This window comes from Kitasatospora sp. NBC_01560 (assembly GCF_045208415.1).
In the GTDB taxonomy this organism is placed as follows: Bacteria; Actinomycetota; Actinomycetes; order Streptomycetales; family Streptomycetaceae; genus Kitasatospora.
This window is the reverse complement of record NZ_CP109364.1, coordinates 8,002,769-8,019,679: the sequence shown is the minus strand read 5'-3', so window position 1 is coordinate 8,019,679 and position 16,911 is coordinate 8,002,769. Positions and strand designations below refer to the sequence as shown.

Sequence of the window (16,911 nt, the reverse complement as noted above, 5' to 3'; positions counted from 1 at the left end):
GGCCCTCCCGGTCAGGCACCGGCGGGCGCGGCTTCGGCACCGGCCTGTGCGGCGGCCAGGTTGCGGCCGACCACGGCCATAGTGCGTTCCAGCGCCTCGGTCGGGCTGAACTCGATCAGCTCCGTCCCGGCGAAGACCAGCGGGAGGTGGCCGGGCGTGCCGTAGTAGGCATCGCCGGCGCGGTAGACCTCGTCGTGGTCGACGTAGCGGAACACCAGCTTGCCGCGCACCACGACGCCCCAGTGCGGGCTCTGGCAACGGTCCTGCGGGAGCCCGGCGAAGAGCGGGGCGGGGTCGAGGTCGGCCTTGTGGGTCTCGAAGCCGACGGTGAACCCGTCGAGTTCGGCGTAACGGCCCTCGATGACCGGCTCGTCCAGGGTGAGCGGGGCCTCGGCCTTGGAGATGCGGGGCATGGCGTCCTCCTCGGGTGCCGGGCGGTCCGGCCGCTTCCGCTGCCGGCCGCCTCTGCGGTGGTTGCCTCCGACAGGTGGGCGTGAGGTCCGGCCGCACGATGTGAGGCGGGGCGTGGGGCGCACCCGGGGTGGGGACGACGGGACGCGGACGGGGTCGCGGTGCGGGCGGGGGCGGGTCGACCTCAGGTCTGCCAGCGGACGGGCTGCTCCGGCTCGTACACGCAGAGCGTGCCGGTGTGGACGGCGTTCGCGAGGTGACGCCCGAGGGCGGGGTGAACCCGCTCGACGCGGTCGACGGCAGCGCGGATCCGGGCCGTCACGGTGGTCCGGGCCCGTTCGGCGGCCGAGCCGGTGCGGCGGGGCCGGCGTCCCAGGCCGTAGGCGGCGGTGAGCTGACCGACCAGCGCGTCCCGCTCGACGGCGATCCGGGCGGAGCGCTCGGCATCCCCCGCGGCGTCCGCGTCGGCGGACTCCTCCTCCAGCTCGCCGAGCCGGCGGCGGTAGGCCGTGCGCGCCGCCGCATCGATCAACTCACCCGTGTCGGCCGGGCGGTGGAGATCCACGGCCGCTGCGAGCGTGCCGGCGGCAGGCCTTCCGGTGGCAGGCCCTCCGGCAGCGGGCGGGGGCGCCGGGCCGGTGGCCAGGTCGAGGGCCGGGACGGGCGTGCCCGGGCGGGCCAGCAGGGCGGCCAGATCACGCAGGCCCTTGCTGTCCGGGAGCCGGACTTCCGCACCGGCGTACCGGAGCTGCCAGAACTCTCCCTGCCGAAGGAAGAGTTGACGCTCATCGGGCACCGTCGGCGGTGCCGCCCCGGCCTCCGGGGCGGTCCGGTCGGCCAGGCCGGGTGCACCGAGCTCCCGCGCGGTGGCGAGCGCCCGGGTGACGTGCTCGCGGGCGGTGGCGGGCTCCCCCAGGACGGTGGCGAGCAGGCCGAGGTGCCGGTGCACCGGGCCTCGGACGGCAGCGCCGATGCCCTCGACCACGAGCAGTCCGCGGTACGGGTGGAGCGCTTCGTAGAGCTCGCGGGCGAGGCGGTGCAGAGCCCGGTCCTCGGCCGGGCGGTCGACGAGCGCGAGCGCCTCGGCCGCCTGGGCCATCATCGGCAGCCACTCGCTGTCCACCGGGGCGGAGGCCAACAGCGGTGCCACGGCGGCGAGTCGGCGGTGGGCGTCGGTCCGGTCGCCGAGCTGGGCGGCGATCAGCGCGCGCGTCACCCGGGGCCAGAGACCCGGCAGACTGTCCAACGGGGGCGGCCCGGCGATCAGCTCTCGCAACTCGTCCAGCTCACCCGAGTCCACGCACAGGCACCAGCGCTGGGTGGCCGCGAGCACGGCGGCATTGCCGCTCCCGGCCCGCCCGCCCAGCTCCGCCGTCTCCGCGAGCGCGGCCCGGCAGTCCGCGTACCGGCCCTCCAACAGCGCGCGCATGCCGCGCCAGAGCGGCACGTACCAGCCGTAGAGCGGTCGGCGCAGCACCCGGGACACCGCCTCGTACGCCCGGATCTCGGCGTCCACCCCGGCCATCTCGCCGCGCTCCAGCAGGGCGACCAGCCGCAGTCGGCGGCCGAGCAGCTCCAACTCCCGGTCCGGCTCGGCGAACCCCCGCGCGAGCTCCACGATCTCCCCTGCCCAGCGCAGCCGTTCACCGCAGTGGTCGGGCCCCGAGCGGGCGTCGCAGAGCGCGGAGAGCGCGTACGCCAGGACGGCTCCGTCCCCGCCCTCCCGCGCCGTCCGGACGGCCTCCTCGGCCAGCGCGAGGCGGTCCTGCTCCGGTTCGACCAGCGCTCCGGCGACGGAGAGCCGGGCGGTCACGGCCGCGAGGAGCGCGGCGTGGCGGGGCGGGCCGGGGGCGGGAGCGGCGGCGGCAGTGGTGGAGGTGGGCTGCGGTGGGGCGAGGAGGCGGGCCCGCGCCTCGCCGAGGAGGTCGATCTGCGGGCGGTCCAGGAGGTCCACTTCGAACCCGACCGGACCGGAGCCGAGGCCGAGGGCCGCCCCGGCGAGCAGGTCGGGGCGGTCGGCGCGGCGGGCGCAGGCGGCTGCCGCGAGGAAGGCCTCCCTGCTCCCCTCCCGCCGGCCGGCACCGAGACGGGCCGTGCCGAGGCCGAGCAGCAGGACGGCACGGCGGGCGTCGTCCGACCGTCCGGCGGGGTGCGCGGGTCGGGTGGGGTGGGCCGCCACTTCGGCGGGGTGGGCTGCTTCGGCGGGCGCCGCCCCGGCGGGTGCGACGGCCGCCGTGCCCAGCGCCGTCAGGGCCTGTTCGTACCACTGCGCCGCGTCCTCGAAGGCCAGCAGGCCTGCCGCGCGGTCCGCCGCCCGGCCCGCGAACGCGGCGGCCGCCGAGGCCTGTTCGGGACCGGCGAGGAGCAGGTGGCGAGCGACCTCGGCCGGCCCGGTGTCGCGTCCGCGATCGGCGAGCCCGGCCAGTACGGCGCCCGCCCGACCGTGCAGCGCCGCCCGCTCGGCCGGGTCGAGGGCATCGCGGACGGCCTCCCGCATCAGCACGTGGCGGAACTCGCCAGCGCCCGGTTCGACCAGCGCGAGCAGCCCCTCCCCGGTCGCGGCGGCGAGCACCGAACGCAGCGACTCCATTGGCACGGCGGCGAGTTCGGCGAGCACGTCCAGCTCGAAACGGGTGCCGAGCACCGCCGCTGCGCCCAGCACCCGCCCGCACTCCCCCGGCAGCCCGTCCACCCGCGCCGCCACCGCCGCGCGGACCGTCACGGGCAGCGGAGCCGGCAGACCCGGGAGCGGACCCCGGGGCAGACCCGGGCGGTCGGCGCCGCCGTGGCGGAGCAGTTCGGTGACGAAGAAGGCATCGCCGCCGGTCCGCTCCAGCAGCGCCCGGACGGTCGCCGGGTCGGTGCGCCCGCCCGTCGCGGCGGCGAGCAGGGCCCGGACCTCCGGTTCGCCGAGCGGGCCGACCGGCAGCGTCCGCCCGGCCCGGAGCAGCGCCGCCCGGGCCGCGGTACGGCCGCGCCAGGCCTCGCCGTCCTCGCGGGCGGTGGCCAGCAGCAGGGCGGGCGCGGTGCGGAGCGCGGCGGCGAGTTCGGTGAGCAGGTGGAGGGAGGTCGCGTCCGCCTCGTGGACGTCGTCGAGGACGAGCAGCAGCGGGCGGGCGGCGGCGCCGGTGCGGAGCAGTTCGGCGAGGTCGCCGAGGAGTCGCTGCCGGGCCGCCCCCGGGTCGGCGGCGGGGTGGCGGCGTTCCGTGGCGGTGCGGCCGCCCGTGGTGGCCGGTCTCCCGGCGAGCAGGGCGCGCAGGCCCGGCGAGGCCCGGACCAGACGGCCGCAGGCGGCATCGGCCGCGGCGAGTTCACGGACGGCCTGCGACCACGGGTACAGCGCCGCCGCGCCGGCGCGGCCGCCGCCCTGGGGCGGGCACCACAGCCAGCTCACCCGGCACCCGGCCGCCCGGCGGACGGCCTCCTCCGCCACACGGGTCTTGCCCGCACCGGCCACGCCGGTCAACAGCGTCAGGCCGCCCCGCCCACCGCGCGCATCGGCGACCGCCGCGGCCAGTTCGGCCAGCAGGTCGGCGCGGCCGACGAAGGGAAGCACGGGCATCGGGCCGTCCTCTCACCCGGGAGCACCGGCGGCCCCTCCGACGTCCCGTGAGCGGGCTCGGGGCCGGGCCGGAGCCACCTGCTTCGAGCGTAGGCCGCCGGGCCGACGGCCTGCCCGGCGGCGACGCGCTGCCCGCCCCGGCAGCGCTTCCGCTTCCGTGCTGACGGTGGCCCGGTGCGGTCCGGTGGCAGCCCGGGTGACGGTGCGGGTGGCAGTCCGGTGGCGGTCCGGGGTGCGCCGGGCGCACGCTGGTGGTAATGGCCGACACCGGCCGGCCGGGGACTCCTGGAGGTGCGAGGGCGATGGCCAAGTTCATGGACGTCCACCACGGCATGGCGGGCATCACCGCAGAGCAGCTCCGCATGGCCCACAACGCCGATCTGGCGGTCGAGGCCAATGAGGGCGTGCACTTCGAGCAGGCGTGGGCCGACCCGGAGTCCGGCACGGTCTACTGCCTCTCCGAGGCACCGTCCAAGGAGGCCGTGCAGCGCGTCCACGAGCGCACCGGCCACCCCGCGGACGAGATCCACCCGGTACCGCTGATGGTCTGACGGCCGGCCTCGCCGACCGGGCCTCCGCCCGGCAGGCGGCCACGGGGCGGACGGACGGACGGGGCGGACGGGGCGGACGGGGCGGACGGGCGAAGTGGCTCAGGCCGTCCCGGTGGCCGGCACCACCGTGAAGTGGCTGACCTCGGGCGGATGCACCAGGTAGCGCAGCTCGCCCTCCGACCAGACCGGCCGGATCCGCCACATCGGCCCCGCGTACCCGCGCAGGGCCTCCTCGTCACGCCACCGGCTCACCACCAGCACCCGGCGGTCGTCCTCGGTCACCGAGCGCAGCAGCTCCCCGCCCAGGCAGCCGTCCGTCCGCCCGAGCTGGGGGATCACCTGGGAGATCAGCAGAGCGCAGAACTCTTCGACGTGTCCGGCCATGACCTGTCCGGCCCAGATCCTGATGATCACGGCCATCACCTCTCACGGAAACCCACGAAGGCCACGAAGCCCACGAAGCACGACGTCACGACGTCACAAGGCCCACGAGGTGACGAAGCCCTCGGCCCCATTATCGGCGCAGAACCGCTGGTCGGGGCCGTCCGGCCGGGCTTTCCCGAACGGTCCCCACCCGACCGGCGCGGGCCGTCGCATAGATTGCCGGTATGACCAGCACACCGGAAACCGTCGCTCCGTCAACAACCGAACCGGGCAGGCCGAGCACGCCGGATGCACCGGGAGGCCTGTTCGCGGCACTCCGCGCCACTGCGGTGACCGACGCGGCCGGGCTGCGCGAGATCTACGAGCAGCCCGGCGACCACGCGCGGCGCAAGCAGGTCGACCGGATCCACGAGGTGGCGCGCCGACTGATCGAGTGCTCCTCACTGGTCTTCGTGGCCAGCAGCGACGCGTCCGGGCGCTGTGACGTGTCGCCGCGCGGCGGGCCGGCCGGGCTGGTGTCGGTGCTGGACGACCGGACGCTGGCGATCCCCGACGCCACCGGCAACAAGCGGCTGGACACCCTGCACAACATCGTCGAGACCGGGCAGGTCGGGCTGATCTTCGTGGTGCCCGGCCGCGAGACCACCCTGCGGGTGAACGGACGGGCCTGCGTCTCGACCGACCCGCAGCTGCTGGAGCAGCTCACCGCCGTCGGCAAGCCGCCCCGCAGCGCCATCGTGGTGGCGGTCGAGGAGGTCTACGCCCACTGCCCGAAGGCCCTTCTGCGCAGCTCGGCCTGGAAGCCCGAGAACTGGCTCGCCGAGGACGCGCAGCCCAGCTCCGCCGCAGTCACCCTCTCCCACCTGCGGGACGCCTCCCTGACCATCGAGATGATCGAACAGACGGAGCGGGAGTCCTTGCTCTACCGCTACGAGTGAGGGTGAGCGGGATGCTGTCGGCGCACGGGATGCTGTCGACGCTACGCATCCGTTCGGCGCTCGGAGTTCGTTCGGCGCTCGGGGTCCGTTCGACGATCGGGGTCCGTTCGGCGCTCCAGAATCTTTCGGCGCCACGGGGGCTTGCAGCGCCAGAAGCTGTCGCAGCGCTACCGCGCCTCGTACGGCCCGGGAGCAGCACCACGCCCGGCCGGCCCCGGCGCTCCCGCTCGCTCAGCCGCCGCGAAGGCCCCAGTCGTCGAGGCCGGAATAGACGACGGCGCTGACGTATCCGGGCCTGGCGAAGGCTTCGGCCTCGCCGGTGTGGACGGCGATCAGCGAGTCCGGGCCACGCCACCACTGATCGGCCAACCCCGCCACCTCGGGCACCGGTTCGTGGCGCCCGAGGTCGAGGGCGGCGACGTCCGGGCCGGTGACCTTGGTGATCTGCTGCGCCCGCAAGGCCGCGTGCCGGGCCGGCGCGACCGACTCGACCCACCCTTCGACGCTCGCGTGCAACGGCACCCAGTGGTGGCCGAAGATGCCGAACTCGCCACCGGGGCCGACCTGGAAGGAGAAGGCGACCGACGTCCGCTGGTCCCCGGCCTCGAACCACCACCCTCCGGACGGGGCCTCCTCCAGCATGTCCGGGCCGAACATCCGCGGGCCGCCTTCGTAGACCGGCGCGGGAGGCAGCACCAGGCCGCCCCACCGGTCGTCGAAGGCGCCGGCCCTCTCGATCTCCGCGTCCGGGACGCCGCGTTCCTGCCAGTGACGCCGGTGCCGCGCGAATCCCGGGCTCGCCGCCCGGAAACCGTGGACCCGCACGAACCTGTCGGCCCGCCGGGAGAGTTCGCCGGGTCCGTCGTCGCTGTCTCGATTCACCCGGGAACGCTACCGAACCCGAACCCGGACCCGTGAGGTCGGTGTCGGTCCCTCCGCAGAGCTGCCCCTTCCCGGGGCCTGCCGGCCCGGCCGGCCCCGCGGCGGCGTGGCGGCGTGGCGGCGTGGCGGCGTGGCGGCGTGGCCGGTTGGAACACCGACAGAAATGTGCGGTGACATCTGGCGAAGATCAACATCACCGGGTCGGGCCGGGCGCACCGAGGATGTGGGCAGGGCCCGTCCGAAGCGGACCCCGGGACATCGCCCGGTCAGTGCCCAGGTCAGTGCCCAGTTCAGTACCCCGGTCAATGCCCAGGCCGGCGTACGAGGGGCACGTCCGGCTCGGGCATCGCCGCCGCCGGCAAGGCCACCGCCCGCCGCCGCGGCGCACCACGGCCGCACCCGCGCCCGAATCAGCGCCCGCACCCGCACCCGAAGGACACCCCGAGTGAGTCTCCGCGAGATCAAGCCCGGCAACCGCGGCTACCTCTACGTCAACAGCCACCCGACCGGCTGCCGGGCGGAGGTCGACCGCCTGTGGCAGCGGACGCCGGCCCCCGTCGGCGACCGGCCCGGCCCGGTCGCCCTCGTCATCGGCTCCAGCGCCGGCTACGGACTGGCCGCGACCCTGGCCGGCCTGCGCACCCACCGGATGCGCGGCCTCGGCATCGCCTTCGAGGCCGCCGCGACCGAGCGCCGCACCGCGAGCGCGGGCTGGTACCGCACCGCGCGGACCGCCGAACTCGCCGCCGAGGCGGGCACGGACTTCACCTTCCTGAACGGCGACGCCTTCTCCGACGCCGTCAAGGACGAGGCCGCCGCCCGGATCGCCGCCCGCTTCGGCACGATCGACCTGCTCATCTACAGCGTCGCGGCCCCGCGCCGCACGGACCCGCTGACCGGTGCCGTCCACCACTCCGTCATCAAGCCGCTCGGCGCGGACTACCGCGCCAAGACCCTCGTGTTCGAGGACGGCACCCCGCGGCTCGGCGAGCTGCACCTGCCGGCCGCGGACGAGGCCGAGCGTGACGCGACCGTGCAGGTCATGGGCGGCGCGGACTGGCAACTGTGGATCGACGCCCTGCTGTCCAAGGGCCTGCTCGCGGACGGCTTCCGGACGGTCGCCCTCTCGTACGTCGGCTCCGACATCACCGCTCCCGTCTACCGGGCCGGCACCATCGGGGCCGCCAAGCAGCACCTGGAGGACACCGCCCGGGCCATCGACACCCGGCTCGGGGGCGCGGGCCGTGCCGGCACCGTCGTCGCGGGCGCGGCCGTCACCCAGGCCTCCACCGCCATCCCGAGCATCGCGCTCTACACCAGCATCCTGCACCGCGTCACCGGTACCGGCTGGCGGACCACCGTCGACCAGGCGGCGGACCTGTGGGGCCGGCTCACCGGTGACGGCGAACCCGACACGGACGACCTGGGCCGGATCCGGCTCGACGCCTGGGAGATGGCCCCGGAGGTGCAGGCCGCCGTCCGCACCTCGTGGGAGCAGGTCGACGCCGACACGGTGGCCACCGCCGCGGACACCGGCTGGTTCCACGACCAGGTCGGCCGGCTCTACGGCTGGAACGTTCCCGGCGTCGACTACGCGGCCGCGGCGGAGACCGACGTCCCCTGGCCCGCTCCCCCGTCCGCCGGCATCTGAGACCGGGCCCGGCCTGCGGGGCGCGGCGTCGCCGGGGTGAGGTCCGGGGTCAGCCGGTGGGGGCCTCGCCCCGGGTGTCGTGCAGGCCGCACAGCCACGCACCGAGGGCGTCGTAGTCCGGGCCGGTGAGGCCCCGGCGCGGGTCGACGCGGTGGAGCAGCGCCGGGGCCGGGTGGTGTGCGGCGACCCAGGCCCGGTCGGTCTCGGTGAGCTCGTCGTCGACCCAGGCGAACGGGCGGCCGGCCGCCCAGCCGACGAGGGGGCGGGTCTTCCAGTGCAGTCCGGCCCGCTCGGCCCGCTCGTCCTCGGCGGAGGGCTCCGGCCAGGCCACCACGGGCAGCTGCGGCAGGCCGATCCGTGGGGCGATGCACACGTTCGCGTCGGTCGTCCAGGTGGTGGCCCAGACCAGCTCGCAGGGCAGCGCCGCCAGCCGTGGGCCGTGCGCGGGGTCGATCCTGGCCAGCAGCGGATGCGCGTCGGGCCCCGTCGGCCCGGGGCCCGCCGGGTCCGTCGGGTACGTCGGGTACGTCGGGTACGTCGGGTACGTCGGGTACGTCGGGTACGTCGGGTGCCCGTCCGGACACTCCTCGGGCGGCGTGCCGAACGGGATGAGCGGACCGTCGACGTCGAGGAAGAGCAGCGGGCGTTGGGCAGCGGTACCGGACATGGCTGCACGATAGCCGCCGGCGGCGCGGGCCGACCGTGGCACCGGCGGCGGGCGCCACGGTCCGGACCCTCACGGCAGGTACGTGACCTCGGGGAAGGCCGCGGACGGGCCGGGGGCCTGCCGCGCGCCGCATCCACGGGCCGATGCGGCGCGCGGCACCGCGGAAGCGCCCGGCACCGCGGAAGGGCCCGGACGGGTGAAGCGGGGCGGAGCGGGGCCGGCCGGGGTGCCGCGGCTGCGCCCGGTCGCTTGAATGGACGGATGGACTGCGTCTTCTGTGCGGTGGTCGCGGGCGAGGAGCCCGCGCACCGGGTGCTGGACGACGCGGCGGCGGTGGCCTTCCTCGACCGCCGGCCGCTCTTCCCCGGTCACGTGCTGGTCGTGCCGCCGGCCCATCACCGCACGCTGGCGGACCTGCCGGCGGCCGAGGTGGGCCCGTTCTTCCTCCAGGTGCAGCGGGTGGCCGCCGCCGTCGAGCGCGGGCTCGGGGCGGCCGGCAGCTTCGTCGCGGCGAACAACCGGATCAGCCAGTCCGTCCCGCACCTGCACGTCCACGTGGTGCCGCGCAACCCGAAGGACGGGCTGCGCGGCTTCTTCTGGCCGCGCGGGAAGTACCCGGACGAGGCGGGCGCGGCGGAGGTCGCCGAGCGGCTGCGCGCGGCGCTCGCCGCGTCCGGGTGACCCCTGCCGGGGAGGTCGGCCGAGCCGGACGTTGTCGAGCACCCGGTACCGGTCGAAGGCGGGGGCTCCGGCGGGGGCGGGCGGGACGGCTGCGCGGGCGGGCGGCCACGAGGCCCCGCCGGGCGGCTCAGCCGGCTTCGAGGCGGGTGGTGAAGCTGAACCGGTCGCCGCGGTACAGCGAGCGCACCCGCTCCAGCGGCACGCCCGCCGCGTCCCGGGTGAGCCGGTGCAGCAGCAGCATCGGCAGCGCGGGCGGCGTCCCGATCAGCAGCGCCTCCCGCGGTGAGGCGAGCACCGTCTCGATCCGCTCGTCCGCCGCGCCGAAGGTGATGCCCGCCTGCTCCGAGAGGAACGCGTAGAACGACGATCCGGGGTCGAACTCCCGGTCCAGCGAGGGGACCCTCGCCACGGCCAGGTAGGTGCTCTCCAGGCCGACCCGCTCGCCGTCCGCGAGCAGCACCCGCTCCAGGTGCCAGACCGGCTCCCCCACCGTGATGTCCAACTGCCCCGCGAGCAGCGGGTCGGCGGCGAAGCGCTCCAGCCCGATCAGGCTGCGGCCGGGGACGCGCCCCTGACGGCGGACGCCCTCGGTGTAGCTGGCCAGCGACAGCGGCTGCTCCAGCTTGGGCCCGGCCACCACGGTGCTGCGCCCGCGGCGCCGCACCCGCCCCTGGATCAGCAGGTCCCGCAGCGCCTGGCGGAGGGTCTCCCGGGCCACCTCGAAGCGGGCCGCGAGGTCGCGCTCGGTCGGGAGCACGCCACCCTCGCCGAGCTCGTCGAGCAGCGCCTCCAACTGACCCTTGACCGCGTAGTACTTGGGCACCCGACCGTGCTCGGGGATGCCCGACCGGATCGGTGCGCCGAGACCGGGCAGGGGCGCGGCGGGCCCGGGGGTTTCGTCCATCCGGCCATCCTCGCAGACTCCGCCGGAGGGTCGTTTCCGGCCGAATCCGCAGTCCGACCCCCCGCACCCCTTGACAGGTATAGACCATTCCGCTTGAGTCTCGGTCAGCCCCGTGCCGACCCGCACCCCGGTCGGCGCGTCCCCCACGACGTGCCCCCACCACTCGCCACGGGGCCGGCTCCCCGCCCGACTCCGGGCCCTCCCTGCCCCCACCTACCCGCCTCCACGACCGTGCGGCCCCCACCGCACAAGGGGTGATCAAGTGTCAACGAAACGTCTGCTCGCGCTGCTCTCCGCCGTGATCACGGCGCTCGGCCTCGCGCTGCTGCTCCCCGCCGCCTCCGCCAACGCCGCCGCCTGCGCGGCGCCCTGGAACGCGGCGACCGCGTACACCGGCGGCGCCGCCGTCTCCTACGGCAGCCACAACTGGTCCGCCAAGTGGTGGACGCAGAACGAGGCCCCGAGCACCGCCGGCTCCGGCGTCTGGAGCGACCAGGGCGCCTGCGGCGGGTCGACCGACCCGACGTCCACGCCGACCGCCGGCAGCTGCGTCTACCCGGACTGGGCCGCCGGCCGCACGTACACCACCGGGACCGTCGTCCGCTACACCAACGGCGGGCTCTACCGGGCGACCCACGACAATCCCGGGTACGACCCGGTGATCAGCACCTGGTACTGGGAGCCGTACACCTGCGGCCCGACGCCGACCGGCTCCCCCTCGCCGACCACGACCCCGAACCCCGGCGGGTTCCCGGTCAGCCAGGCGCAGTTCAACCAGATGTTCCCGAACCGGAACTCCTTCTACACCTACCAGGGCCTGCTCGACGCGCTCGGCGCCTACCCCGGCTTCGCCAACACCGGCAGCGACACCGTCCGCAAGCAGGAGGCCGCCGCCTTCCTGGCCAACGTCAACCACGAGACCGGCGGCCTGGTCTACGTGGTCGAGCAGAACACCGCCAACTACCCGCACTACTGCGACACCTCGCAGCCGTACGGGTGCCCGGCCGGGCAGTCCGCGTACTACGGCCGCGGCCCGATCCAGCTGAGCTGGAACTTCAACTACAAGGCCGCCGGCGACGCCCTCGGCATCGATCTGCTGCACAACCCCAACCTGGTGCAGACCGACCCGGCCGTGGCCTGGAAGACCGCGCTCTGGTACTGGAACACCCAGAACGGCCCGGGCACGATGACCCCGCACAACGCGATGGTCAACGGGTACGGCTTCGGCGAGACCATCCGCAGCATCAACGGCAGCCTGGAGTGCAACGGCGGCAACCCCGCACAGGTGCAGAGCCGGATCAACGCCTACCAGAGCTTCACCCAGATCCTCGGCACCGTCCCGGGCTCCAACCTGAGCTGCTGACGACCCGTCGGGGCGGCCGGCCCGCGCCCGCACACCGCGCGCCGTGAGCGCCGGCCGCTCCCCGCCGGACGCTGTGCGCGCCCGCTCCGTACGCCCCGGCTGCTCCCCGATACCTCACGGGGAGCAGCCGGGGCGTACTCCTGGTGGCGGACCGGCGGGGTGCGGAATCATCGCCGCGGCGGACGACGGGGCCGGCGACCGGTCCTAGGCTCACTGTCATGAACGAGCTTGGCAGCCTTGTGCAGCAGACCGCCGATCGGCTGGCCGGCCAACAGGTCGGCGTGGTCGTGGCCGGGTTGGCCGGGGGCGCGGTGGAGATCCGCGGCGCCGGTCGCACGCACGCCGCGCCCGGCGGCGGCGTGCCCGACGCCCACACCCTGTTCGAAATCGGCTCGGTCACCAAGGTGTTCACCTCCCTCGCGCTGGCGCGGCTGGTGCTCGCCGGCTCGGTCTCGCTCGACGAGCCCCTGGCCGACGTCCTGGCCGACGCGCTGGCCGACGCGCTGCCGCCCGGTGCGACCGTCCCCGCCAAGCGCGGCACGCCGATCACCCTGCAACACCTGGCCACCCACTCCTCCGGCCTGCCGCGGCTGCCCGCGGGGATGCTGCTGCCGGCCCTGCTCACCCCCAACAAGCCGGACCCGTACCGCCGCTGCACCAGCGCCGCGCTGCTCGCGGGGCTCGCCCGCACCAGGCTGCACTCCGAGCCCGGGCGCGGCTTCCGCTACTCCAACCTCGGCGCCGGACTGCTCGGCCTGGCGCTCGCCCACCGGGCCGGCACCGGCTACGAGGAGCTGATCACCCGGGAGATCTGCGAGCCGCTCGGGCTCGCCGACACCGTGATCACCGTCGACGGCGAGCGGTCCGCCCGGCTCGCCCAGGGTCACACCTCCGGACGCCGCGCCGTCCCCGGATGGAACCTCGCCGACCTCGCCGGCGCCGGCGGGCTCCGCTCGACCGCCGCCGACCTCGCGATACTCCTGCGGGCCCAGCTGGCGTCCGCCGACGACGCACCGCTGGCGCCCGCGATCGCGCTCACCCGGGAGGTCGAGCACCGGGTCAACCCGTTCGCCTGGATGCACCTCGGGTGGCTCGCCCACCGCCTGCACGCCCAGCAGGGCGGCCACCTCCAGATCTGGCACAACGGCGAGACGGGCGGGTTCCGCTCACTCGTCGCCTTCGACCCCGAGAAGCAGGTGGGCGTCATCGTCCTGGCCAACACCCGCCGCTCGGTGGACCCGGCGGGGGTGGCCCTGCTGCGCACGCTGCAGAACGGCGGCGGGGCGGGCGTCGGGACGGCCGGCGGAGCGGGCGACGGAACCCCCGACGGAACGGGCCGCGACGGCCGGAAGGGGAGGCCGAGCGAGCGGGGGTAGGCCGGTGCGGGTCGGCCCGCTCCCTGATAGTTGGATTTCCAAACCCGCCAGGTCTATGGTGAGTTTGCTTTTCCAACGACCCTCAGAGGAAGGCCGCCGCCATGCGTGACGCCGTGATCGTCGAAGCCGTGCGCACTCCCATCGGCAAGGGCAAGCCGGGAGGCGCACTCTCCGCCGTCCATCCGGTGGAGCTGCTCGCCCACACCCTCCGGGCCCTCGTCACCCGCAGCGGCATCGACCCGGCCCTGGTCGACGACGTGATCGGCGGCTGCGTCGACCAGGTCGGCGAGCAGGCCATGAACACCACCCGCTACGCCTGGCTCGCGGCCGGCCTGCCGGAGTCCGTCCCCGCCACCACGGTCGACCGGCAGTGCGGCTCCTCCCAGCAGGCCGTCCACTTCGCCGCCCAGGGCGTGATCGCGGGCGCGTACGACCTGGTGGTGGCCTGCGGGATCGAGTCGATGAGCCGGGTGCCGATGTGGTCCAACGTGCCGCCGGGCGCGGATCCGTTCAGCGCCGCCATCGCCGCCCGCTATCCCGGCGGGCCGGTCCCCCAGGGCATCAGCGCCGAGCTCATCGCCGCCGCGTGGTCGGTCAGCCGCGAGGCGATGGACGCGTTCGCCTGCGACTCGCACGCCAAGGCCGCACAGGCCCGGGCCGCCGGACTCTTCGAGGCGGAGCTCGCACCGGTGGCCACGCCCGCCGGGATCGTCACCGCCGACGAGTCGGTGCGCCCGGGCACCACCCCGGAGATCCTGGCCGGCCTGCGCCCGGCCTTCACCGACCCCGGCCAGGCCGAGCGGTTCCCGCAGATCGACTGGTCGGTCACCGCCGGCAACAGCAGCCCGATCAACGACGGCGCCTCGGCCGTCCTGATCACCAGCAGCGGGACGGCGGCACGGCTCGGCCTCCGCCCGCTGGCCCGGCTGCACTCCTTCGCGGTGACCGGCTCCGACCCGCTGCTCATGCTCACCGGCGTCATACCCGCGACCGAGAAGGTGCTGCGGCGGGCCGGGCTGTCCCTGGCCGAGATCGACCTCTTCGAAGTGAACGAGGCGTTCGCGAGCGTGGTGCTGGCCTGGCAGCAGGAGACCGGCGCCGACCCGGCGAAGGTCAACGTGCACGGCGGCGCGATCGCCCTCGGCCACCCCCTGGGCGCGAGCGGCACCCGGCTGATGACCACCCTCGTCCACGCGATGCGCGAGCGCGGCGCCCGGTACGCACTGCAGACCATGTGCGAGGCGGGCGGGCTGGCCAACGCCACCGTCCTGGAGGCGCTGGACTGATCGGTGCCCGTCGCGGGGCGTGCGGCGGGCGGCGGCTTCGGCGGGCGGCAGGCCGCGGTTTCGGCGGGCCCCGCCGCCCCTACCGCGCCTCCGCCGCCGATCCCACCGGCACGAGGAGGCGGTGGGGGCGGGCCAGCCCGCGCGAGACCGCGTCCGGGCGGACGTCCGCCGACGCGCCCGGGCCGGGCCGCATCGTCACGTCGCCCGGCGGGACGGCCGGGCCGCCGCAGTGCGGGCAGGCACCCGCGAGGTCGAGGTCGGTGCCGCAGGCGGCGTGCGAGAAGACCCGCCCGGGGCCCTCCGGCGCGGCATGCCGGCCGCCCCACCGGGCCAGGGCGTAGACCGGGGTCCAGAGTTCGAGGCCGACGTCGGTGAGCAGGTAGCCGTGGCGCAGCGGCGCCTGCTGGTACGGCTCCTTGCGCAGCACCCCGGCCGCCACCAGGGCGTTCAGTCGCGAGGTGAGGACGGCGCGTGGAATGCCCAGGTGCACGAGGAAGTCGTTGAAGCGCTGCACGCCGTAGAAGGCGTCACGGACGATCAGCAGGCTCCAGCGTTCGCCGACCACCTCCAGGGCGCGGGCGAGGGAGCAGTCCTGGTGTTCGTAGTCGGTTCCGAGCGCCATGGGCCCAGCGTAGTCCACGGCGGATTGTGGGTTCAATGAACAGACCGATGGTGGTAGCGTGCGACCAGGCTTGAAGGTTCGTTCACCAGACCAACAGTCTGCGACTCGGAGGCAACAGCCATGTCCCCCGCACCATCGGGCGCCGCACGGCAGAGCTCCGTCCGGCCGGCACCGGCGTCCGGAGCAGCCGGCGCTCCACCAGGCGCCGGCCCGGCCCGCCCGGGCGCCACCCTGCTCGTCGTCGGCTCGGCAACCGCCCTGGTCACCGTCGCCTACACCGCCCCCACCCCCGTGCTCGCCGCCACCGCCGAGGCCCTCCACCTCGGAACCTCCGGCCGGACGTGGATCCTCACGGGCACCCTGGTCGGGCTCGCCGCGCTGCTGCTCACCGCCGGGAGCGCGGCCGACGACCACGGCCGCAAGCGCGTCTTCACCCTCGGCGTCCTGCTCTTCGCGGTCGCGGCCGCAGTCGCCGCACTCGCCCCCGGCGGCGCCGTCTTCCTCGCCGCACGAGTGCTCCAGGGCGCCGCCTCCGCGGCGATCCTGGCCCCCGCCCTCGGGCTGATCAGCCACGCGCACCCGCCCGGGCCGGGCCGGGTCCGGGCACTCGGCGCGTGGGGCGCGGCGGTCGGGCTCGGCATCGCGCTGGGCCCGGTCTACGGGGCCGTGGTCGAGCAGGCGGTCGGACTGCGCGCGGTCTACGGCGGCCTCGCGCTGGCCGCTGCCGCACTGGCGGTGCTCGCGGCCACCGTGCTGACCGAGTCGCGCGCCGACCACCCGCGCGCCCTCGACCCCTACGGCGTGCTCACGCTCGCCGCCGGCACCACCTGCCTGATCGCCGGCCTCGCGGAGGGCCGCACCGGCTGGGCACGGCCGCCGGTCCTCGTCCTGCTCGCCCTCGGGGTGCTGCTGCTCGCGGCGTTCGTCCTGGTCGAGGCGGTGGTCGCGGAGCCGATGCTCGACCTCGCGCTGTTCCGCGACCCCGGCTTCGTGGCCGCCACCGGCGGGGCCCTCGCCACCGGGCTGGCGGTCGTCGGCTTCATGAGCTGCCTGCCGGCGCTCCTGCAGAGCGTGCTCGGTCTCTCCGGCCCCGCCACGGCCGGAGTCCTCGCGGTCTGGTCCGGGGTGTCCGTACTCTCCGCCCTCCAGGCCCGCCGCCTGGCCGACCGCATGCCGTCCACCACCCAGCTCGCCGCCGGTCTCCTGCTCTGCGCCGCCGGCCAGGCCGGCCTGTACGGCCTCGCGCCGGACACCCCCTGGGCCCGACTGGTGCCGGGCCTGGTCGTCGCGGGCATCGGCAGCGGCATCCTGAACGCCGCCCTGGCCCGGCTCGCCGTCAGCAGCGTCCCGCCCCACCGCGCCGCGATGGGATCGGGCGCCAACAACACCGCCCGCTACCTCGGCTCGGCCCTCGGCGTCGCCGTGACCGTCGCTCTCGCCACCCCCGCCCACCCCGGCACCGGCGCCGACCACGCCGTCCTCGCCTCCGTCGCCTTCTGCCTCCTCGGCGCCGCCCTCCCCCTCGCCGCCCGGGCACGCCGGCGTCCCCGGTGACCACCCCGGCACCACCCCGGCACCACCCGGTCGCCCCGACCCGGCGCGAGAAGTCGACCCCGCCGACTTCCGGCGCACG

15 protein-coding genes are annotated in these 16,911 nt (G+C 75.7%); 8 read left to right on the top strand and 7 right to left on the bottom strand.

Features of this window, described 5'->3' with window-relative positions; translation table 11 throughout:
* Nucleotides 1–11: 11 nt before the first annotated feature.
* Nucleotides 12–413 (bottom strand): hypothetical protein, encoded by a 402-nt coding sequence (locus tag OH807_RS34720; protein ID WP_406207362.1) that lies wholly within the window; start codon nucleotides 411–413, stop codon nucleotides 12–14.
* A gap of 182 nt (nucleotides 414–595) precedes the next feature.
* A complete protein-coding gene (locus OH807_RS34715) occupies nucleotides 596–3,973 on the bottom strand; it encodes an ATP-binding protein (RefSeq protein WP_406207359.1) in 3,378 nt (1,125 codons plus the stop codon).
* A 302-nt stretch (nucleotides 3,974–4,275) separates the two neighbouring features.
* Here OH807_RS34715 and OH807_RS34710 point away from each other — a divergent pair, with 302 nt between their 5' ends.
* Nucleotides 4,276–4,524 carry an SCO4226 family nickel-binding protein gene (locus OH807_RS34710; RefSeq protein ID WP_406207356.1) on the top strand — a complete coding sequence of 83 codons (249 nt, stop codon included), beginning with the start codon at nucleotides 4,276–4,278 and terminating at the stop codon, nucleotides 4,522–4,524.
* 99 nt (nucleotides 4,525–4,623) lie between these two features.
* Here the strand turns inward: OH807_RS34710 and OH807_RS34705 are convergent, their stop codons facing one another.
* Nucleotides 4,624–4,938 carry an antibiotic biosynthesis monooxygenase family protein gene (locus OH807_RS34705; RefSeq protein WP_406207353.1) on the bottom strand — a complete coding sequence of 105 codons (315 nt, stop codon included), beginning with the start codon at nucleotides 4,936–4,938 and terminating at the stop codon, nucleotides 4,624–4,626.
* 194 nt (nucleotides 4,939–5,132) lie between these two features.
* Here OH807_RS34705 and OH807_RS34700 point away from each other — a divergent pair, with 194 nt between their 5' ends.
* The gene (locus OH807_RS34700) at nucleotides 5,133–5,846 is read left to right on the top strand and encodes an MSMEG_1061 family FMN-dependent PPOX-type flavoprotein (RefSeq protein WP_406207350.1); all 714 of its coding nucleotides are present in this window, start codon (nucleotides 5,133–5,135) and stop codon (nucleotides 5,844–5,846) included.
* A gap of 231 nt (nucleotides 5,847–6,077) precedes the next feature.
* Here the strand turns inward: OH807_RS34700 and OH807_RS34695 are convergent, their stop codons facing one another.
* On the bottom strand, nucleotides 6,078–6,728 hold the full coding sequence (locus OH807_RS34695; protein ID WP_406207347.1) for a hypothetical protein: 651 nt from the start codon (nucleotides 6,726–6,728) through the stop codon (nucleotides 6,078–6,080).
* A gap of 445 nt (nucleotides 6,729–7,173) precedes the next feature.
* Here OH807_RS34695 and OH807_RS34690 point away from each other — a divergent pair, with 445 nt between their 5' ends.
* Nucleotides 7,174–8,379 carry an enoyl-[acyl-carrier-protein] reductase FabV gene (locus OH807_RS34690; RefSeq protein WP_406207345.1) on the top strand — a complete coding sequence of 402 codons (1,206 nt, stop codon included), beginning with the start codon at nucleotides 7,174–7,176 and terminating at the stop codon, nucleotides 8,377–8,379.
* 49 nt (nucleotides 8,380–8,428) lie between these two features.
* Here the strand turns inward: OH807_RS34690 and OH807_RS34685 are convergent, their stop codons facing one another.
* Nucleotides 8,429–9,046 carry a hypothetical protein gene (locus OH807_RS34685; protein ID WP_406207342.1) on the bottom strand — a complete coding sequence of 206 codons (618 nt, stop codon included), beginning with the start codon at nucleotides 9,044–9,046 and terminating at the stop codon, nucleotides 8,429–8,431.
* A 261-nt stretch (nucleotides 9,047–9,307) separates the two neighbouring features.
* Here OH807_RS34685 and OH807_RS34680 point away from each other — a divergent pair, with 261 nt between their 5' ends.
* Nucleotides 9,308–9,727, top strand: a complete 420-nt coding sequence (locus OH807_RS34680) for an HIT family protein (RefSeq protein WP_406207340.1) — start codon at nucleotides 9,308–9,310, stop codon at nucleotides 9,725–9,727.
* Between the two features lie 127 nt (nucleotides 9,728–9,854).
* Here OH807_RS34680 and OH807_RS34675 read toward each other — a convergent pair whose 3' ends face one another.
* Entirely contained in the window at nucleotides 9,855–10,631 is a 777-nt protein-coding gene (locus tag OH807_RS34675) for a GntR family transcriptional regulator (RefSeq protein ID WP_406207337.1), read from the bottom strand.
* 262 nt (nucleotides 10,632–10,893) lie between these two features.
* On the opposite strand from OH807_RS34675, the gene OH807_RS34670 reads away from it, so the two are divergent.
* The 3 genes from OH807_RS34670 (at nucleotide 10,894) to OH807_RS34660 (ending at nucleotide 14,656) form a co-directional block, all read left to right on the top strand.
* Complete coding sequence (locus OH807_RS34670; RefSeq protein WP_406207334.1) at nucleotides 10,894–11,994, top strand: glycoside hydrolase family 19 protein; 1,101 nt, start codon at nucleotides 10,894–10,896, stop codon at nucleotides 11,992–11,994.
* A 218-nt stretch (nucleotides 11,995–12,212) separates the two neighbouring features.
* Complete coding sequence (locus OH807_RS34665) at nucleotides 12,213–13,370, top strand: serine hydrolase domain-containing protein (RefSeq protein WP_406207331.1); 1,158 nt, start codon at nucleotides 12,213–12,215, stop codon at nucleotides 13,368–13,370.
* A gap of 101 nt (nucleotides 13,371–13,471) precedes the next feature.
* Nucleotides 13,472–14,656 (top strand): thiolase family protein, encoded by a 1,185-nt coding sequence (locus tag OH807_RS34660; RefSeq protein WP_406207329.1) that lies wholly within the window; start codon nucleotides 13,472–13,474, stop codon nucleotides 14,654–14,656.
* A gap of 79 nt (nucleotides 14,657–14,735) precedes the next feature.
* Here OH807_RS34660 and OH807_RS34655 read toward each other — a convergent pair whose 3' ends face one another.
* Entirely contained in the window at nucleotides 14,736–15,278 is a 543-nt protein-coding gene (locus OH807_RS34655; RefSeq protein WP_406207326.1) for a winged helix-turn-helix transcriptional regulator, read from the bottom strand.
* A 120-nt stretch (nucleotides 15,279–15,398) separates the two neighbouring features.
* Between OH807_RS34655 and OH807_RS34650 the strand changes: the two genes are divergently transcribed.
* The gene (locus tag OH807_RS34650; RefSeq protein WP_406207324.1) at nucleotides 15,399–16,832 is read left to right on the top strand and encodes an MFS transporter; all 1,434 of its coding nucleotides are present in this window, start codon (nucleotides 15,399–15,401) and stop codon (nucleotides 16,830–16,832) included.
* Nucleotides 16,833–16,911: the final 79 nt, after the last annotated feature.